We start from the raw sequence: 15,401 nt of genomic DNA, 5'->3' as shown, positions 1-15,401 counted from the left end.
TTTATTATAATGTATATGCACTCATTAGAGAATAACAAATCCTGCCACTTTAAAATATGGGCTCTCTATAAAAAAACAGCCTTCTCTCGAAGACTGCCTTTTTATTATCCTAATAAGCTTACAAGAAGCGCTTTTTGTATATGAAGACGATTACCTGCTTGTTCAAATACAACGGAGTTAGGACCATCTATCACTTCGGATGTCACTTCTTCACCACGGTGAGCTGGTAAACAATGAAGATAACGATACTGTTGTTTCGCATGCTCCACAAGTTGCTCATTTACCTGGTAAGGCTGAAATATTTGAAGACGTGATGCCTGTTCTGTCTCTTGCCCCATACTTGCCCATACATCGCTATAAATAAAATCTGCTTGCTTCACTGCTTCGATCGGATCCTCATAGATTTCAAGGGTAGAATTATAAGCAGCAGATTGCTTTGCAGCCTTTACAATTTCGGGATTTGGTACATGACCGGGCGGACAAGCAATTGCAATGTTCAATCCAACTTTGGCTGCTGCAAGTAAAAGCGAATGACAGACATTGTTCCCATCTCCCACATAAGCTAATTTTACTCCTTTAAATGTGCCTTTTATTTCATAAATTGTCATTAAATCCGCTAATGCTTGACATGGATGATGATCATCCGTCAATCCATTGATAATCGGAATCGTAGCGTGTTTTGCCAGTTCTTCCACTTTTTTATGCTCAAACGTACGAATCATAATCGCATCGACGTATTGCGACATCACCTTCGCTGTATCTTCTATCGTTTCCCCTCGACCAAGCTGCAATTCCTTACCGCTTAAAAACATACCGTGTCCGCCAAGTTGCAGCATCCCCGCCTCAAATGAAATACGAGTTCTAGTAGAATGCTTATCAAATATCATTCCTAGTATTTTCCCCTGTAATAAACCTTCATCTTGTCCTGCTAAGTGCTTATTTTTCAAATAGATTCCTAGTTCAATTAATGCATATATTTCTTCCGTACATAACTCCTGTAACGTTAAAACATCTTTAGTTTGTAAATGTGCTTTCTGCTTCATTTTAGGCATTGCACTCATATCCCCTATCCCCTTTTTGAATTATTATTTATATAAAAGAATAATTATTCATAGTCTACAAAAAAAATTTATAAGGACACCTTGCTTTCCTCTTTGATTACCTTAGCAATAGCTTTTACTGCAAAATCAATATCTTGCAGAGAAACTGTAAGCGGCGGCAATAATCGAAGTACATGTGTTCCTGCTGTTAATACAAGCAATCCTTCTTCCTGCAGCTTCTGTACTAACAGCGCGGCTTCCTGTTCACACTCAATCCCAATCATTAACCCCTTTCCCCGAATGTCCTTTACGATAGAAAAACGGCTCAGCTCTTCTTGCAATTTCTTTAACAAATAGCCTCCTTTAGATACAACCTGCTGTAAAAAACTTTCTTGCAATACTGTATATAAAACTGCTTTTGCAGCCGCCATCGCGAGCATATTGCCTCCGAATGTGGAACCGTGTGATCCTGCACCAAAAGCAGAGGATAATGCTTCCTTGCCAACCATTGCACCAACTGGAATACCGTTTCCAAGAGCTTTTGCAACTGTAATAATATCCGGTGAAACATTTGCCTGCTCGTAAGCAAACAACGTTCCTGTACGTCCAATACCTGTTTGCACCTCATCCACAATGAACAAGGCACCATATCGATTGCAAAGCTCTTCTATTTTTTGTAAAAATGCCGTCTCTGCTGAGATAACTCCTCCTTCTCCCTGAACAGCTTCCACCATTACCGCAGCAATGTCATCATCCATTACCTGTTCTAACGCCTCCATATCATTAAAAGGCAAATACACAAATTCTTTCAGAAGCGGCCCAAAGCCCTGATGGATTTTTTCCTGTCCTGTGGCACTCATGGCGGCGATCGTTCGACCATGAAAAGATTGTTGGAACGTAACAATTTTATGTTTTCCTGTATACTTTCGTGCTAGCTTAATAGCAGCTTCATTCGCTTCCGCCCCGCTGTTGCAAAAAAACACTCGATCTCCCGCGCTGTGCTTTGCAAGTAATGAAGCAACTTGCTCCTGCAATTCGTTTTCAAATAAATTTGACACATGCCATACCTTTTGTAACTGCTGTTCAATCGCTGCTTGGATAGCTTCATGACGATGACCGAGATTGCATACCGCAATACCTGAGGTAAAATCAATGAACTCATTCCCACTTACATCTGTTATACGATTCCCTGTTGCATGAGCAACACGAATGTTCCAGCGATTATACGTTGAAAATAATGCACTTTTCATCCGATTACCACCTCTTTTTTTATGGTCGTTCCCCTAATCTTTTCTCCCGATCCGATTAAAGACGCTGTTCCGTCCACAATAACCACACTTTCTACATTTCCTTGCAGCGAAGCAAGAGCCGCCTGTACCTTTGGAATCATTCCTCCTGTAATAGTTCCATTCTCCATTAATTCCAAGAGAAGTTTTTTTTCAGCTGTGTGTAATACAGAACCTTCACATAAAATTCCTGGAACATCCGTAACAAACAGCACATGCGCAGCATTTAACTCAGATGCAATAGCCCCTGCTGCTGTATCAGCATTAATGTTATACATTTGACACTGTTCATCTACCCCTATCGGTGAAATAACCGGAATCATATTGTGAGACAATAAACACTCCAGTACATGAATATTTACCTTTTTTACTTCTCCCACATAGCCCAATTCCTCATAATTCATCATCTCTGCTTCCAGTATCTTAGCATCACAGCCGGATATTCCAACTGCATTCATTCCTTCCTGTTGAAGACGTATTACTAAATCCTTATTAATTTTCCCGCAAAGAACCATTGCTGCTACATCGAGCACTTCTTTTGTCGTGATACGCAGTCCCTGTTTCTTTTTTGTTTGAATATGAAGCGTATCCAGCATTTCGTCAATTTCCGGACCTCCGCCATGAACAATTACAATCTCATATCTAGCTTGCAATATAGCCAAGCTTTTAAAAAAAGATGATGACAGCTTTTGTAAAACGCTTCCTCCGCACTTTATTACAATCCGTTCCTTCATGCTATCTTCTCCCCCTCTTATGTACGATAGCTGGCGTTAATTTTGACATAATCATAACTTAAATCGCATCCCCATGCTGTTCCGCTCTCACACCCCATATTTAAATTCACAGTGATTTTCACAAAAGGTTGTTGTAAGTATGCAATGGCTTCTTCTTCTAAAAACATGACCGGCTGACTTTGCTTCAAAACAGGAATTGACCCGATAAAAATATCTACACTATTCGGAGCCACCGCTGCTTTACTTTGTCCAAGAGAGCTAATAATTCTCCCCCAATTTGGATCTGTCCCGTACAATGCTGTTTTTACAAGGTTTGAGCCAACAATTTGTTTAGCTGCCATACGAGCATCGCTTTCATTCAACGCTCCTTCTACACATACTTCTACAAGCTTTGTTGCTCCTTCCCCATCCTTGGCAATTTGCTTTGCAAGATCTTCACATGTTTGCTTTAAAGCCTCAACAAACTTTTTCCAATCTGGATGATGCGGATGAAGCGTATCATTTTCTGCCAGCTTACTTGCTAAGACAAGAACCATGTCATTTGTAGAGGTTTCTCCATCTACTGTAATTTGATTAAACGTACAATTTGTTACTTCGCTAAGCACTTGCTGCAGCATATCACTTTCAATATTTGCATCCGTTGTTACAAAAGCCAGCATCGTCGCCATATTTGGATGAATCATTCCTGATCCTTTTGCTGCCCCTGCAATGGTTATTGTCTTTCCGTCAATTACCGTTTGATAGCATGCCTTCTTCGTTACCAAATCAGTTGTTAAAATCGCTTCATAGAAATTGTCTGCTTCTTCTATAGAAACGGAAGGTTCAAGTATCCCTATACCATTACGCACTTTCTGCATAGGTAAAGGTACACCAATGACACCCGTAGAAGCTACTGCTACAAGATGTTCTGCGATTCCAAGCTTATGCGCAGTCAACGCTCTCATTTCATACGCATCCTTTTCTCCTTGTTCTCCCGTACATGCATTTGCATTCGCGCTGTTTACTACAATAGCTTGCAGCTTTTGTTCCATACCGATACTGTTTTTCGTCACAGCAATTGGCGCTGCCTGCACTTGATTTAACGTATATACTGCTGCACAGCTAGCCGGCACTTCACAAAAAATAACGCCCATATCTTTTTTAACCTTACGTAAGCCAGCGTGCACACCTGCTGCTGAAAACCCTTTTGGCGTAACAATCGAGCCGCTTGCTAGTTTTATATTTTCATAGATTTCGATCATCAATATCCCTTCCCTTATGGATAAATTGGCATAAACTCCAGTCCCGATTCTTCGGGTAAGCCCAAAAGTATATTCATATTTTGAACCGCTTGCCCAGCAGCACCTTTCATTAAGTTATCAATTACAGATACAACGGTTACACGTCCTGTTCGTGCATCGTAAGCAAGCCCTATATCACAATAGTTGGAAGTATATACTTCCTTTGGACTCGGATATGAGCCCCGTTCACGTATTCTTACAAAAGCAGCCTGTTCATAGCTTTCTTTATATAACTCGTGTAGCCTTGCTTCTGTTATGTCAGACTTTAGTTGGGCATAGATAGTTGCCATAATTCCTCTCGTAATCGGCATTAAATGTGTACTGAAGGTAATAGGCTTTGCATTCTCATTCCATTCAAGCAATGTTTGCTCAATTTCCGGAATATGCTGATGCTCATTTACTTTATAAATTTTGAGATTTTCATTGATTTCAGCAAAGTGACTCATGCTTGTCGGTATCTTACCTGCTCCTGAAACACCGGACTTAGCGTCAATCACTATAGAATTCTCTTCTATCATTCCTGCTTGCATTAAAGGAGCCAGCCCCAGTAATGCTGCTGTCGCATAGCAGCCAGGATTGGCAATAAGCTGTGCACCCTGAACCTCATCCTTTTTCCATTCTGCTAAACCATATACTGCCTCCTGCAAATATATGGATTCCACCGCAGTTCGTTTATACCATCGTTCATATGTATCCGTCTCTTTTATACGAAAATCACCTGATAAATCGATAACCTTTACTCCCGCTTTAATCAAGTCTGGGCTTAGTTCCTTTGATACTCCAGGCGGCGTCGCTAAAAATACGATGTCATTATGCTTCGAAATTGCATCTATATCAATTTCTTGTAAAGATAAGTCCACATGATTTTTTAAATGAGGGTACAATCTTTGTATCGATTCTCCTGCTTGTGAAAAAGAATGGATAGATTGTATATCGACATGTGGGTGAAATGTCAACAGCCGCAGCAGCTCTACTCCCCCATAACCGGATGCTCCAATAATCGCAGCCTTCATAACTTCCTCTCCCATCGGTTCTTACAAATTTAGTTTGATTATAATATTGTATATTTATTTAGTCAATTAAATATTTATTAATTTTTAACTTTTCTATAATTAATAAAACAAGTGATCTGTCGCCACCGAACTTGCTTCCTCTTCTTCTACATGCTTATACTATTTTCATAAACATCTATACTAAATTTAAGAGAAAGGAAAAGTGCTATGGATGAGACCTTTGTTCGGAAAATGATTCGAAATTGTTTTTATCAATACAATCACACTGAAGAAAGCGTTCCTCTGTCTGATAAAGACTATGAGGTACTATTCACAAAAATTTTAGCTCTTCACAGACAATCTGCTGAAACCGAGCTGCACGAAATCATAGAAGATGTCGTATACGAATATTTAACAAAATAAAAATCCCTCGTGTTTCTGTTTTATTTTCTTATGCAATTGCATAAAATAATAAAACTGTAAACATTTGTGAGGGATAGCATGAAAATTATTCAATCAAGTCCACGTTTTACATACATGATTTTGACCATTGTCTTAAGCTTGTATACATATGGAGTGATTTCCTACCTTTCTAAAGGAACAGGTACGCTAACAAGCTGGATTGGCATTCTCTTTATCTATATTGTATTTTTGTTACTTTACGTTTATATAGGCAGTATGCGCATTATTATCTATGATGATAAGGTATCGTACACAACGTTATTTGAATCTTATGAAATAAATCTAAAACAACTTACTGCCATCGAATTTTCTTATTTGCATAAAAATGCGCACACCATGTTCCCCGTTCTCCATATCTATTCACTTAATGGCACAATTGAAATTCCAAGTATGATGTTTGAACGGGACATTCAAATGGTATATGACTTACTTATACAAAAAAAGAAGGATTAACTGTTAGAATTCAGGTAAAAAATCCTTCTACGCTACTTTAAGTATCTAAAAAAGGTCTCCTTTCCACATTGAAAAGGAGACCTTTTTTATTTTTTATTAACCGCTTTACCAGCTACTCTCTCAAATAGACGGGGAAATAATGAGAAAATAACAGGACCAGCACTCATCCAGCCAGGCAAATTCAATTCTCTTTTTTTCGTTCCGATAGTACCGACAATTTTATCGGCGACGTATTCTGGATTCAGCATATACTTTTCAACACTTTGTACATATGTACCAGATTGGTCGGCAATTTCAAAGAAATTTGTTTTAATAGGACCGGGATTAATCGCCGTCACTTGAATATCAGTCCCCTTAAGCTCCAGACGCAAGCTGTTTGTAAACCCTAATACTGCATGCTTTGTTGCTGCATAGGCACTTGATTTTGGCGTAGCAATTTTCCCTGCAAGGGATGCTATATTGATAATATGGCCGCAGTTTCGTTTTAGCATTACCGGAAGTACTGCTTTTGTACATGCAACTAGACCAAATACGTTCACCTCAAACATAGATTTCACTTCTGCCATAGACGCTTCATCAAAAGTTTTAAATATACCAAATCCCGCATTGTTAATAAGAACATCTATCGGCCCTGCTTCCTGTAAAATACGGGCAAATACCTCTTGCACCTTATCTTCATTACTAACATCCAGAGTATAATAATGACACGAAACATGAAATTGCTCTGCAATATTATGTGCCGTCGTTTTTAATTTTTCTTCGCTGCGTGCAATAAGGACAGGCACAGCGCCTAAAGCTGCTGCTTTGTAAGCGATTCTTTCTCCTATCCCGCTAGAAGCCCCTGTAATAACGACAATTTTGCCGTTTAATCTTTTCAATTACCTTCACCTCTATTTAGCATGATACACCCAGTAATTAGCTGATTTATCAATGAAGACCTGTTGATTATATTCTAAGTAGTCTAATTGTCCTACTGTTTCAGAAAGAGTGAGGGCAATTTGCTTATCATACAAAGTCGGGAACAGCTTTACACATACTTCAAATGCTGTCATCGGCTTCTCCTTTAGCATACCCAGAACTTTATATGCACGATTCTCTTGTTTTTTCAGCCTCTCTTCTACTAACGCCTTTACATTTATTACATCCTCACCGTGTCCCGTTAACACACGTGAAATATCCATACGAGCTAATTTGCGCAATGATTCATTATACTGCAAAAGAGGCTTTACCCGTTCTGTTTCTCCAAAGTACGGAGGTTCTAATAATGGGTTGGAGGAAATATGTCCTAGCAATACATCTCCACCAATTAATAAGCCATCACTCTCACGATATAGTGCTATATGAGTAGTTGCGTGTCCCGGTGTCTCCAATACCGTAAATCCCGGGAGCGCTTTGATAGTATCACCTTCTCGCACTGAGTGCGTCAAGGAACGTTTGCAAGAATAAATCAGTGTTTTTGTTAAAGTTGGACCTTGTTTTGCAAATTCATCCGGAAGACCCACCTGCGGGACAAGAGATAAAAAAAATTCATTATACCGCTCAATAAACTTCGGGTCTTGCGTAATCCATGCCTCATTCCAAGGGTGTCCCACAACTTCTATGTTCTCCGAAAAATAATCCAATAGGCCGCAATGATCGGCATGATGATGAGTAATAACAACCGTTTCAATATCTGAAGGGTGGTATCCAATCTCTTGGAGTTGGTTATTGAGGGCAGTCCACGATTCCTCTGTTTTTGTACCGGTATCAATGAGAGTTAACTTTTCTCCTTCTGCTAAAAACACATTAACTGCCTCCACTGCAAATGGGACAGGTATTTCCATACGGTGAATTTTCATGTCATATCCTCCTTATTCCAATCCTTATGTCCGAATCACCAAAAAATGAATATATATTCAGTTTACACTTTTACATAGTATTTGTCATTATTTTCAGATATCAGGAAGGATTACTGCATCGTATAGAGAATTAATCTACATTTATAAACTATCATTATTACCAAGAGATGTGAATGGGCTTTTTCGTCAATTCTAAACTGCTCTCATCTCGCTATTCCCCGGTACCGAATAAAACGCGGATTGGAATAGTTCCCATAAATATCAATATACCTAAAGTATAGGAGGATTTGCATGACTATTACTAAAATCGCGTTCGTCGGCGCAGGCTCTATTGCTGAAGCTATCATCGCCGGACTTCTAGAATCACGTTTTTTACAAGCAAAGCAAATTACCGTGAGCAACCGCTCCAATATGGACCGTCTATTCTATCTTCAACAAACCTATAATGTAACCGTAACACAAAACAAACAAGAACTTATAGAAGGAGCCGACCTCATTTTCTTTGTCATGAAACCAAAAGATGTAGTCGAGGCAGTTTCTTCTGTAAAAGAATATATTACGGAGCAGCAGCTTGTCGTCTCTCTTATGGCAGGAGTCTCAACTTCCTCCATTACAGGCTTGCTGCAAAAAAACACACCTATTATTCGTGCCATGCCCAACACTTCGGCAGCAATATTAAAATCTGCAACAGCCATCTCTCCCTCTATCTATGCAAAAAAACATCATGTCGAACTTGTAAAAAAAGTCTTTGAAACTGTAGGTTTGGTTACTGTTGTGGATGAAGAACAAATGCACGCCGTTACCGGATTATCAGGAAGTGGGCCGGCTTATATTTATTACGTCGTGGAAGCTATGGAGCAAGCTGCACGAGAAATTGGTTTAGATGAGAAAACCGGTAAGGCACTTATTTTACAAACAATGATTGGAGCAGCAGAGATGCTGAAATCCACAACAAAGCACCCTTCTGCGCTTCGCAAAGAGATTACCTCTCCAGGGGGCACTACCCAAGCAGGAATTGAAACCTTGCAAAGCTATGAGTTTCAACAAGCTCTAATTCAATGCATTGTAAAGGCTACAGAGAGATCTCGTGAACTTGGTCAAACATTAACAAATCTGGTTAAGCATAGAAAATAGAAAAAGACGATGATTAGCTATCGTCTTTTTCTTTTGAAACAGAAAATCTTTTTAAATCCTCTGCTATATATGTATTCGGAAAGATTTCTCTTGCTTCTTTTAGCAACGCTTCGCTATCAGCGCCTTGATAACGAGAGCTAATATGTGTCAAAATAAGCTGCTTTGCTTCTGCTTGCTTTGCGACTTTTGCAGCTTGATGGGTAGTAGAGTGATAGTAATCATATGCTTGCACTTCATCCTCAGCTGCAAAGGTAGCCTCATGGACAAGAACATCAGCCTGTTCTGCTAAGGATACAGCGGCCTTGCAATAACGGGTATCTCCTAAAACAGCAAGAATCCGTCCTTTTTGAGGAGAACCGATAAATTCTTTTCCATGAATAATCCTGCCATCCTCTAATGTAACGGTTTCTCCTGCTTTTAGCTGTTTAAAAATAGGGCCAGGCTTCACACCTACCTTATGAAGCTTTTCTACCAAAAGCGGACCCGCAATATCCTTCTCTACAATGCGATACCCAAACGATTCAACGCCATGAACTAGCCTCGCTGCTTCTACTCGAAACATATCATCTTCAAATACTATGCCTTCTTCTATCTCTTCAATTACAAGTTCGTATTTTATATGCGTTTTGCTTACAGAAAGAGAGACTTCAATAAAGTCACGAATGCCTTTTGGTCCATATACTGTTAATGAAGTAACTCCCCCTTGAAATGAGCGGCTTCCCAACAACCCTGGCAATCCGAAGATATGGTCTCCATGTAAATGAGTAATAAAAATCTTCTCTAGACGACGCGGCTTGATTGAAGTATATAAAATTTGATGCTGTGTGGCTTCACCGCAATCAAACATCCATGATACTCCCCGTTCCTCCAACAGCTGCAGCACGAGAGAGGAGACATTTCTTCCTTTTGATGGAACTCCTGCACCAGTTCCTAAAAATACAAATTCCAACTTTTACTCCTCCAAGCTCTTGTTCTATGTATTCATAGCTAATCTTACGAAATCTTGATTCTATACGCAAATGCTGTTTAATAAAATGCAAGCCCCATCAGCGAGCCGCTTAGTGCTCTTTAATGCGAAACACTTAAAAAAACCCGAACTTTATCGTCTTTAATCTGTATAGACAACTATATTCAACGAACATTACTGCATTTTTTCTTTATTTCATTCGTGTATTAATGTACAATATAAAAATAAATTTCATGGGAGGTTGATTATTATGAAAGAAATGTTTCGTTTACAAACAACACCACATTCCTCTTTTGACCGTTTGCTACAATCCATTGCAACTGATACACCGATCCCTGTACAATGGAGTACCTTAAAAGAAGTCATCAAGGAATATATGTCATCTCATCCTATTCATTGCCTTCCTGATTATATCTCGTCCTCTTTATCGTATTACGTACAGCGTATATGTACAAATGGCAATGCAGAAATAATTGTATACACAAAGGCCCATCAGATATAAAATCATGATGGGCTTTCTTTTAACTGCACGTCATACTTGATAATATGTCCCATCTGCAAAAAAAGGATGGCTCAGCACCACCCTCTCGTTGACTTATTTTGCTACTTCTTCAATAATCGCTACTACTGCTTCAGCTGTTTTTACTAATTCTTCGATTGGCATTTTTTCGTTAGTAGTATGAATTTCTTCATAGCCTACTGCTAAATTTACAGTTGGAATACCGTGACCTGCAATTACGTTTGCGTCACTTCCACCCCCGCTTTGATGTAAAGAAGGTGTACGTCCGATATTTGCAAGCGCTCGCTTTGCAACTTCTACTACATGATCGCCATCAGCAAATTTGAAGCCTGGATACATAATTTGTACCTCTACCTCTGCTTTACCACCCATTTCTTCTGCAGTAGCTTCGAATGCTTCTTTCATCTTGCTTACTTGCTCTTGCATCTTTTCTTCAACTAAAGAACGAGCTTCAGCTAAAATTTCCACATAGTCACATACGATGTTTGTTTGCGTACCACCCTCAAAACGACCGATGTTCGCAGTTGTTTCTTCATCGATACGGCCTAATGGCATTTTAGAAATAGATTTGGCTGCAATTGTTATAGCTGACACACCTTTTTCTGGAGCCACACCTGCATGAGCAGTTTTTCCACGGATTACTGTTTTTATCTTCGCTTGTGTTGGTGCTGCTACAATAATATCTCCAACTTTCCCATCACTGTCTAGAGCATACCCGTACTTTGCAGTAATGAGGGAAGCATCTAACGCCTTCGCACCGACAAGACCAGACTCCTCTCCAACAGTAATAATAAACTCAACTTTTCCATGCTCAATATTATTTTCCTTTAGAACACGAATCGCTTCTAACATAGCAGAAAGACCTGCTTTATCATCCGCTCCTAAAATTGTGGTACCGTCTGTTATAACATATCCTTCTTGAATGGAAGGTTTGATCCCTTTCCCAGGAACAACAGTGTCCATATGAGATGTAAAATAAATTGTATCCACGCCATCTTTCGTTGCAGGCAAAGTACAAATTAAATTCCCCGCTCCATGTCCTGTTTCTCCAATAGTATCATCTTCAAATACTTCTACTCCTAAAGAAGAAAACTTTTCCTTCAAGACTTTGCAAATTTCTGCTTCATATTTTGTTTCTGAATCAACTTGTACAAGCTCTAAAAACTCATTGACTAGACGTTCTTGATTAATCATTTTTGTTCCTCCATCTATATACAAAAAATATGTACCCCCCTCATTATAACAGAAATTGCAGATACTATCTAAACAACAAGAAAGCGAATACCAAAACTGGTATTCGCACGTGTTTACAATGGAATATTTCCATGCTTTTTCTTCGGTCTTTCTTCCCGCTTATTTTGCAGCATATCCAATGCTTGAACAAGTTTGATTCTTGTTTCACGAGGGTCGATGACATCATCTACAATGCCATGCTTTGCTGCTACATACGGATTTGCAAATTTTTCCCGGTATTCATCAATCAGCTGTGCACGCGTTGCATCTGGATTATCACTTCCCGCGATTTCTTTCGCAAAAATAATATTAACCGCTCCTTGCGGTCCCATAACCGCAATCTCTGCATTCGGCCAAGAGAACACTACATCCGCCCCAATAGCCTTGCTGTTTAATGCTACATAAGCTCCGCCGTATGCCTTTCGAAGAATAACAGTAATCTTTGGAACTGTCGCTTCAGAATATGCATATAAAATTTTTGCACCATGACGGATGATGCCCCCATGCTCTTGTTTAACTCCCGGAAAGAAACCCGTTACATCTTCAAATGTAATAATTGGGATATTAAATGAATCACATAAACGGATGAATCGAGCTGCTTTATCTGAGGAATCAATATCTAGGCTTCCTGCCATTACCTTCGGTTGATTGCACACTAATCCTACTGACTCTCCTTTAATACGTGCAAAGCCGATTACAATATTTTTAGCAAAATTCTTTTGTACTTCAAAAAAGGTTCCTTCGTCTACTACTTGCTCAATCACTTTACGCACATCGTATGGGCGCAGCGCATCAAACGGAATAGCATCTGTTAGGTCTGGTCGATAGTCATCCTCATCCGGCGTTCCATAAATAAGCGGTTTTTCTTCACAGCTTTGCGGCAAATAGCTGAGCAAATCTTTCACAATCTGTAATGCATCCTCTTCATCTTTTGCTGCGAAGTGAGCATTTCCGCTAATGGAGTTATGTACCTTTGCTCCACCTAAGTCTTCTGAGGAAATATTTTCTCCTGTTACAGTTTCAATTACCTTTGGACCTGTAATAAACATCTGACTTGTTTTTTCCACCATAACAACAAAGTCCGTTATAGCAGGAGAATACACTGCACCGCCCGCACAAGGCCCCATAATAACAGAAATTTGAGGAACGACCCCTGAATAAATAGCATTGCGATAAAAGATATGACCGTATCCATCAAGAGACAGCACACCCTCTTGAATGCGCGCTCCTCCTGAATCATTTAAACCGATAATTGGCGCGCCGTTTTTAGCTGCTAAATCCATTACATTAGCAATTTTTTTTGCATGCATTTCTCCCAATGCTCCGCCAAACACTGTAAAATCTTGCGAGAATAAATAAACAGGACGTCCGTTTACCTTACCGTACCCCGTTACCACACCATCTCCCGGGCCACTTTTTTCGGATAACCCAAAGTCAGAGCAACGATGCTCCATGAACGGATTTAACTCTACAAATGTCCCTGAATCCAGTAATAGTTCAATGCGTTCTCTAGCAGTCATTTTTCCTTTTTGATGCTGCTTCTCAATTTTATCGTCGCCGCCGCCAAGCTCAATATCACGGCGTTTGTCATACAATTCATTAATTTTTTCATATATATCCATCATGACTTATATCCCCCTTTTTTCACATAGCTCATACAGTACACCGTTAGCAGACCTTGGATGCATGAAAGCAATATGTGCACCGCCTGCGCCCAAGCGCGGGGTTTCATCGATCATGCGAATGCCGTTTTCCTTTATTTCATGAATTCTCTCTTCTATGGAAGTCACTCCGAGTGCCACATGGTGAATCCCTTCTCCTCTTTTACTGATAAAAGAGGCTACCGGGCTTTCACTTGACAGCGGTTCCAATAATTCAATCTTACTTTCACCAATTTGCAAAAAGGCCACTTTTACCCCTTGTGATGCCACTTCTTCCATCCCAAGCAATTCTAATCCTAACACGTTCGTATAAAACGGAAGTACGTCGTCAATGGATTGTACTGCAATCCCGATATGGTCTATTTTCTTAATCATCTACTTCACCCCTTGCTGTAACTTAAACAAACTTCTCCTTAAAACGACATATATCTTCTATATTCTCTATCTTTTTAAAATTTTCCTTCATTTCAGTGAATTAAATCAATAAATTTATAAATAGGTATTGCTTGTCCTCACCTGCATTTCTGACTACAATGAAAGTTAGAAATGAAAATAGGAGGCAAACGATGAAGAAAAAACAAAAATTCGTTGTCTATTTAATGCTGGGTTCTATGCTTGTTACAACGCTTTTAACAGGTCTTAGTATTTGGATGTAGCATATGAAAAAGCTTAGCTTTTGCAGCCAAGCTTTTTAGTTTTTCTGACTGTTTCTTTGCATTCATGTTTTCTCAATCATGATGTTACATTATATAGAACCATCACATGTCCACAGTCAAATTTGTACTGAAAAATACAACTAAATAAAAACATAAGTCTCCCATAATTTCTATATTATCTAATTTCCAGTATAATTTTAGATTAGAAATACATAGTAGGAGGACTGTTATATGAAATGGATTGGTCCATTTTATTTATCATTGGCTGCTGCGATTTGGGGCGGAACATATGTAGTAAGCAAAGCAGTGCTGGAATATCTTCATCCATGGGTACTGCTCGAAATACGCTTCCTTTTAGGACTTCTCGTATTGGGAATTATCGCTTGGAAGCAAAAATCATGGCATGTGAAACGACAGGATATTAAGATGCTGGCTCTAATCGCTTTCGTCGGTTATACAGGCTCAATCGGCATGCAGTTTGTGGGAACGCATTTATCCGGGGCAGCGATGGGGTCATTAATAACGGCAGCTTCTCCTGGACTCATTTCCATCTTTGCAATTTGGCTATTAAAAGAACGTCTGCAACTGGAAAAAGCCCTTTCGCTTTTTCTTTCTTCTTTGGGAGTTATTATCGTTGTCGGTTTACCCTCTAATGAAACTACCTTTTATGGAAACATCGTCTTATTTGGTGCCGCATTAACATGGGCATTGTATACTGTGTTAAGCAGGACGCAGACAAAGAAATACTCTTCTTTGACAGTAACAACATGGGCTAGCCTATTTGGGGTGGTATTCACAGCCCCTATCGCCATTTGGGAACAATCCGTTCTCCCTACAACGTTTCCAGCAAGTATATGGATTTGGTTTGGAATTGTATATTTAGGAGTGATATCGACAGCAGGAGCATTTTATTTTTGGAATAAAGGGTTTGAATATATAGATGCCGCAACAGGCTCCTTGTTCTTCTTCTTTCAGCCGATTGTCGGAAGTTTGCTTGGGTGGCTTATACTAGGTGAAGATTTAAACTGGAACTTCTTCATTGGTGCATTATGTATTTGTATGGGACTTATCCTCTCAACAAAAGAACGTACCGCGCCTCAACATGCCGATATAAATATTCAAAAATGAAAGGCAGCTCACATCGA

At 39.4% G+C, this 15,401-nt stretch carries 17 protein-coding genes; 6 read left to right on the top strand and 11 right to left on the bottom strand.

All coding sequences use genetic code 11. The features are described 5' to 3' along the window. Positions 1–104: 104 nt before the first annotated feature. The 5 genes from argF to argC all read right to left on the bottom strand — a co-directional run bounded on the left by argF (position 105) and on the right by argC (position 5,353). Positions 105–1,043 carry an ornithine carbamoyltransferase gene (gene argF, locus J7Q84_RS08660; protein ID WP_209094268.1) on the bottom strand — a complete coding sequence of 313 codons (939 nt, stop codon included), beginning with the start codon at positions 1,041–1,043 and terminating at the stop codon, positions 105–107. 86 nt (positions 1,044–1,129) lie between these two features. Beyond that, positions 1,130–2,290: an acetylornithine transaminase gene (locus J7Q84_RS08655; RefSeq protein WP_209094123.1), complete on the bottom strand. Its 1,161-nt coding sequence runs from the start codon at positions 2,288–2,290 to the stop codon at positions 1,130–1,132. Continuing rightward, on the bottom strand, positions 2,287–3,060 hold the full coding sequence (gene argB / locus J7Q84_RS08650; RefSeq protein WP_209094122.1) for an acetylglutamate kinase: 774 nt from the start codon (positions 3,058–3,060) through the stop codon (positions 2,287–2,289). The genes J7Q84_RS08655 and argB overlap by 4 nt, the downstream gene beginning before the upstream one ends. Before the next feature lie 17 nt (positions 3,061–3,077). Then, positions 3,078–4,301 (bottom strand): bifunctional glutamate N-acetyltransferase/amino-acid acetyltransferase ArgJ, encoded by a 1,224-nt coding sequence (gene argJ, locus J7Q84_RS08645; RefSeq protein ID WP_209094121.1) that lies wholly within the window; start codon positions 4,299–4,301, stop codon positions 3,078–3,080. Between the two features lie 14 nt (positions 4,302–4,315). Beyond that, positions 4,316–5,353: an N-acetyl-gamma-glutamyl-phosphate reductase gene (gene argC, locus J7Q84_RS08640; protein ID WP_209094120.1), complete on the bottom strand. Its 1,038-nt coding sequence runs from the start codon at positions 5,351–5,353 to the stop codon at positions 4,316–4,318. 207 nt (positions 5,354–5,560) lie between these two features. On the opposite strand from argC, the gene J7Q84_RS08635 reads away from it, so the two are divergent. After that, complete coding sequence (locus J7Q84_RS08635; protein ID WP_209094119.1) at positions 5,561–5,755, top strand: YqzH family protein; 195 nt, start codon at positions 5,561–5,563, stop codon at positions 5,753–5,755. Positions 5,756–5,833: 78 nt separating this feature from the next. Further along, on the top strand, positions 5,834–6,247 hold the full coding sequence (locus tag J7Q84_RS08630; protein ID WP_209094118.1) for a hypothetical protein: 414 nt from the start codon (positions 5,834–5,836) through the stop codon (positions 6,245–6,247). Positions 6,248–6,333: 86 nt separating this feature from the next. Here J7Q84_RS08630 and J7Q84_RS08625 read toward each other — a convergent pair whose 3' ends face one another. Both J7Q84_RS08625 and J7Q84_RS08620 read right to left on the bottom strand, forming a co-directional pair. Next, positions 6,334–7,125, bottom strand: coding sequence for an SDR family NAD(P)-dependent oxidoreductase (locus J7Q84_RS08625; protein ID WP_209094117.1), 792 nt, complete (start codon positions 7,123–7,125; stop codon positions 6,334–6,336). Positions 7,126–7,137: 12 nt separating this feature from the next. Continuing rightward, positions 7,138–8,085 (bottom strand): MBL fold metallo-hydrolase, encoded by a 948-nt coding sequence (locus tag J7Q84_RS08620; RefSeq protein ID WP_209094116.1) that lies wholly within the window; start codon positions 8,083–8,085, stop codon positions 7,138–7,140. A 291-nt stretch (positions 8,086–8,376) separates the two neighbouring features. On the opposite strand from J7Q84_RS08620, the gene proI reads away from it, so the two are divergent. Continuing rightward, positions 8,377–9,219, top strand: coding sequence for a pyrroline-5-carboxylate reductase ProI (proI, locus tag J7Q84_RS08615; RefSeq protein WP_209094115.1), 843 nt, complete (start codon positions 8,377–8,379; stop codon positions 9,217–9,219). A gap of 13 nt (positions 9,220–9,232) precedes the next feature. Here the strand turns inward: proI and rnz are convergent, their stop codons facing one another. Beyond that, complete coding sequence (rnz, locus tag J7Q84_RS08610) at positions 9,233–10,168, bottom strand: ribonuclease Z (protein ID WP_209094114.1); 936 nt, start codon at positions 10,166–10,168, stop codon at positions 9,233–9,235. 268 nt (positions 10,169–10,436) lie between these two features. Here rnz and J7Q84_RS08605 point away from each other — a divergent pair, with 268 nt between their 5' ends. After that, entirely contained in the window at positions 10,437–10,688 is a 252-nt protein-coding gene (locus J7Q84_RS08605; protein ID WP_209094113.1) for a DUF3932 family protein, read from the top strand. A gap of 93 nt (positions 10,689–10,781) precedes the next feature. Here the strand turns inward: J7Q84_RS08605 and J7Q84_RS08600 are convergent, their stop codons facing one another. From J7Q84_RS08600 to mce, 3 genes are all read right to left on the bottom strand, one after another. After that, a complete protein-coding gene (locus J7Q84_RS08600; protein ID WP_209094112.1) occupies positions 10,782–11,900 on the bottom strand; it encodes a tripeptidase T in 1,119 nt (372 codons plus the stop codon). 113 nt (positions 11,901–12,013) lie between these two features. Next, positions 12,014–13,564 carry an acyl-CoA carboxylase subunit beta gene (locus J7Q84_RS08595; protein WP_209094111.1) on the bottom strand — a complete coding sequence of 517 codons (1,551 nt, stop codon included), beginning with the start codon at positions 13,562–13,564 and terminating at the stop codon, positions 12,014–12,016. A 3-nt stretch (positions 13,565–13,567) separates the two neighbouring features. Beyond that, a complete protein-coding gene (gene mce, locus J7Q84_RS08590; protein ID WP_209094110.1) occupies positions 13,568–13,975 on the bottom strand; it encodes a methylmalonyl-CoA epimerase in 408 nt (135 codons plus the stop codon). A gap of 191 nt (positions 13,976–14,166) precedes the next feature. On the opposite strand from mce, the gene prli42 reads away from it, so the two are divergent. Both prli42 and J7Q84_RS08580 read left to right on the top strand, forming a co-directional pair. Then, positions 14,167–14,256 (top strand): stressosome-associated protein Prli42, encoded by a 90-nt coding sequence (prli42, locus tag J7Q84_RS08585; RefSeq protein WP_247739153.1) that lies wholly within the window; start codon positions 14,167–14,169, stop codon positions 14,254–14,256. A 231-nt stretch (positions 14,257–14,487) separates the two neighbouring features. Continuing rightward, a complete protein-coding gene (locus tag J7Q84_RS08580; protein ID WP_209094108.1) occupies positions 14,488–15,384 on the top strand; it encodes a DMT family transporter in 897 nt (298 codons plus the stop codon). Positions 15,385–15,401: the final 17 nt, after the last annotated feature.

Origin of the sequence: Bacillus sp. 165, from assembly GCF_017742235.1 — a bacterium.
Classification (GTDB): Bacteria; Bacillota; Bacilli; order Bacillales; family Bacillaceae_G; genus JAGHKQ01.
Note: the sequence above shows the minus strand (reverse complement) of the source record. Positions and strands in the feature narration are given on the sequence as shown.

Coding starts and splice junctions, on each gene's coding strand:
- J7Q84_RS08620 (WP_209094116.1), bottom strand. CDS start 8,085: ATGAAAATTCACCGTATGGAAATACCTGTCCCATTTGCAGTGGAGGCA.
- argF (WP_209094268.1), bottom strand. CDS start 1,043: ATGAAGCAGAAAGCACATTTACAAACTAAAGATGTTTTAACGTTACAG.
- prli42 (WP_247739153.1), top strand. CDS start 14,167: ATGAAGAAAAAACAAAAATTCGTTGTCTATTTAATGCTGGGTTCTATG.
- argJ (WP_209094121.1), bottom strand. CDS start 4,301: ATGATCGAAATCTATGAAAATATAAAACTAGCAAGCGGCTCGATTGTT.
- argB (WP_209094122.1), bottom strand. CDS start 3,060: ATGAAGGAACGGATTGTAATAAAGTGCGGAGGAAGCGTTTTACAAAAG.
- J7Q84_RS08600 (WP_209094112.1), bottom strand. CDS start 11,900: ATGATTAATCAAGAACGTCTAGTCAATGAGTTTTTAGAGCTTGTACAA.
- J7Q84_RS08580 (WP_209094108.1), top strand. CDS start 14,488: ATGAAATGGATTGGTCCATTTTATTTATCATTGGCTGCTGCGATTTGG.
- J7Q84_RS08635 (WP_209094119.1), top strand. CDS start 5,561: ATGGATGAGACCTTTGTTCGGAAAATGATTCGAAATTGTTTTTATCAA.
- J7Q84_RS08655 (WP_209094123.1), bottom strand. CDS start 2,290: ATGAAAAGTGCATTATTTTCAACGTATAATCGCTGGAACATTCGTGTT.
- J7Q84_RS08595 (WP_209094111.1), bottom strand. CDS start 13,564: ATGATGGATATATATGAAAAAATTAATGAATTGTATGACAAACGCCGT.
- argC (WP_209094120.1), bottom strand. CDS start 5,353: ATGAAGGCTGCGATTATTGGAGCATCCGGTTATGGGGGAGTAGAGCTG.
- mce (WP_209094110.1), bottom strand. CDS start 13,975: ATGATTAAGAAAATAGACCATATCGGGATTGCAGTACAATCCATTGAC.
- J7Q84_RS08630 (WP_209094118.1), top strand. CDS start 5,834: ATGAAAATTATTCAATCAAGTCCACGTTTTACATACATGATTTTGACC.
- proI (WP_209094115.1), top strand. CDS start 8,377: ATGACTATTACTAAAATCGCGTTCGTCGGCGCAGGCTCTATTGCTGAA.
- J7Q84_RS08605 (WP_209094113.1), top strand. CDS start 10,437: ATGAAAGAAATGTTTCGTTTACAAACAACACCACATTCCTCTTTTGAC.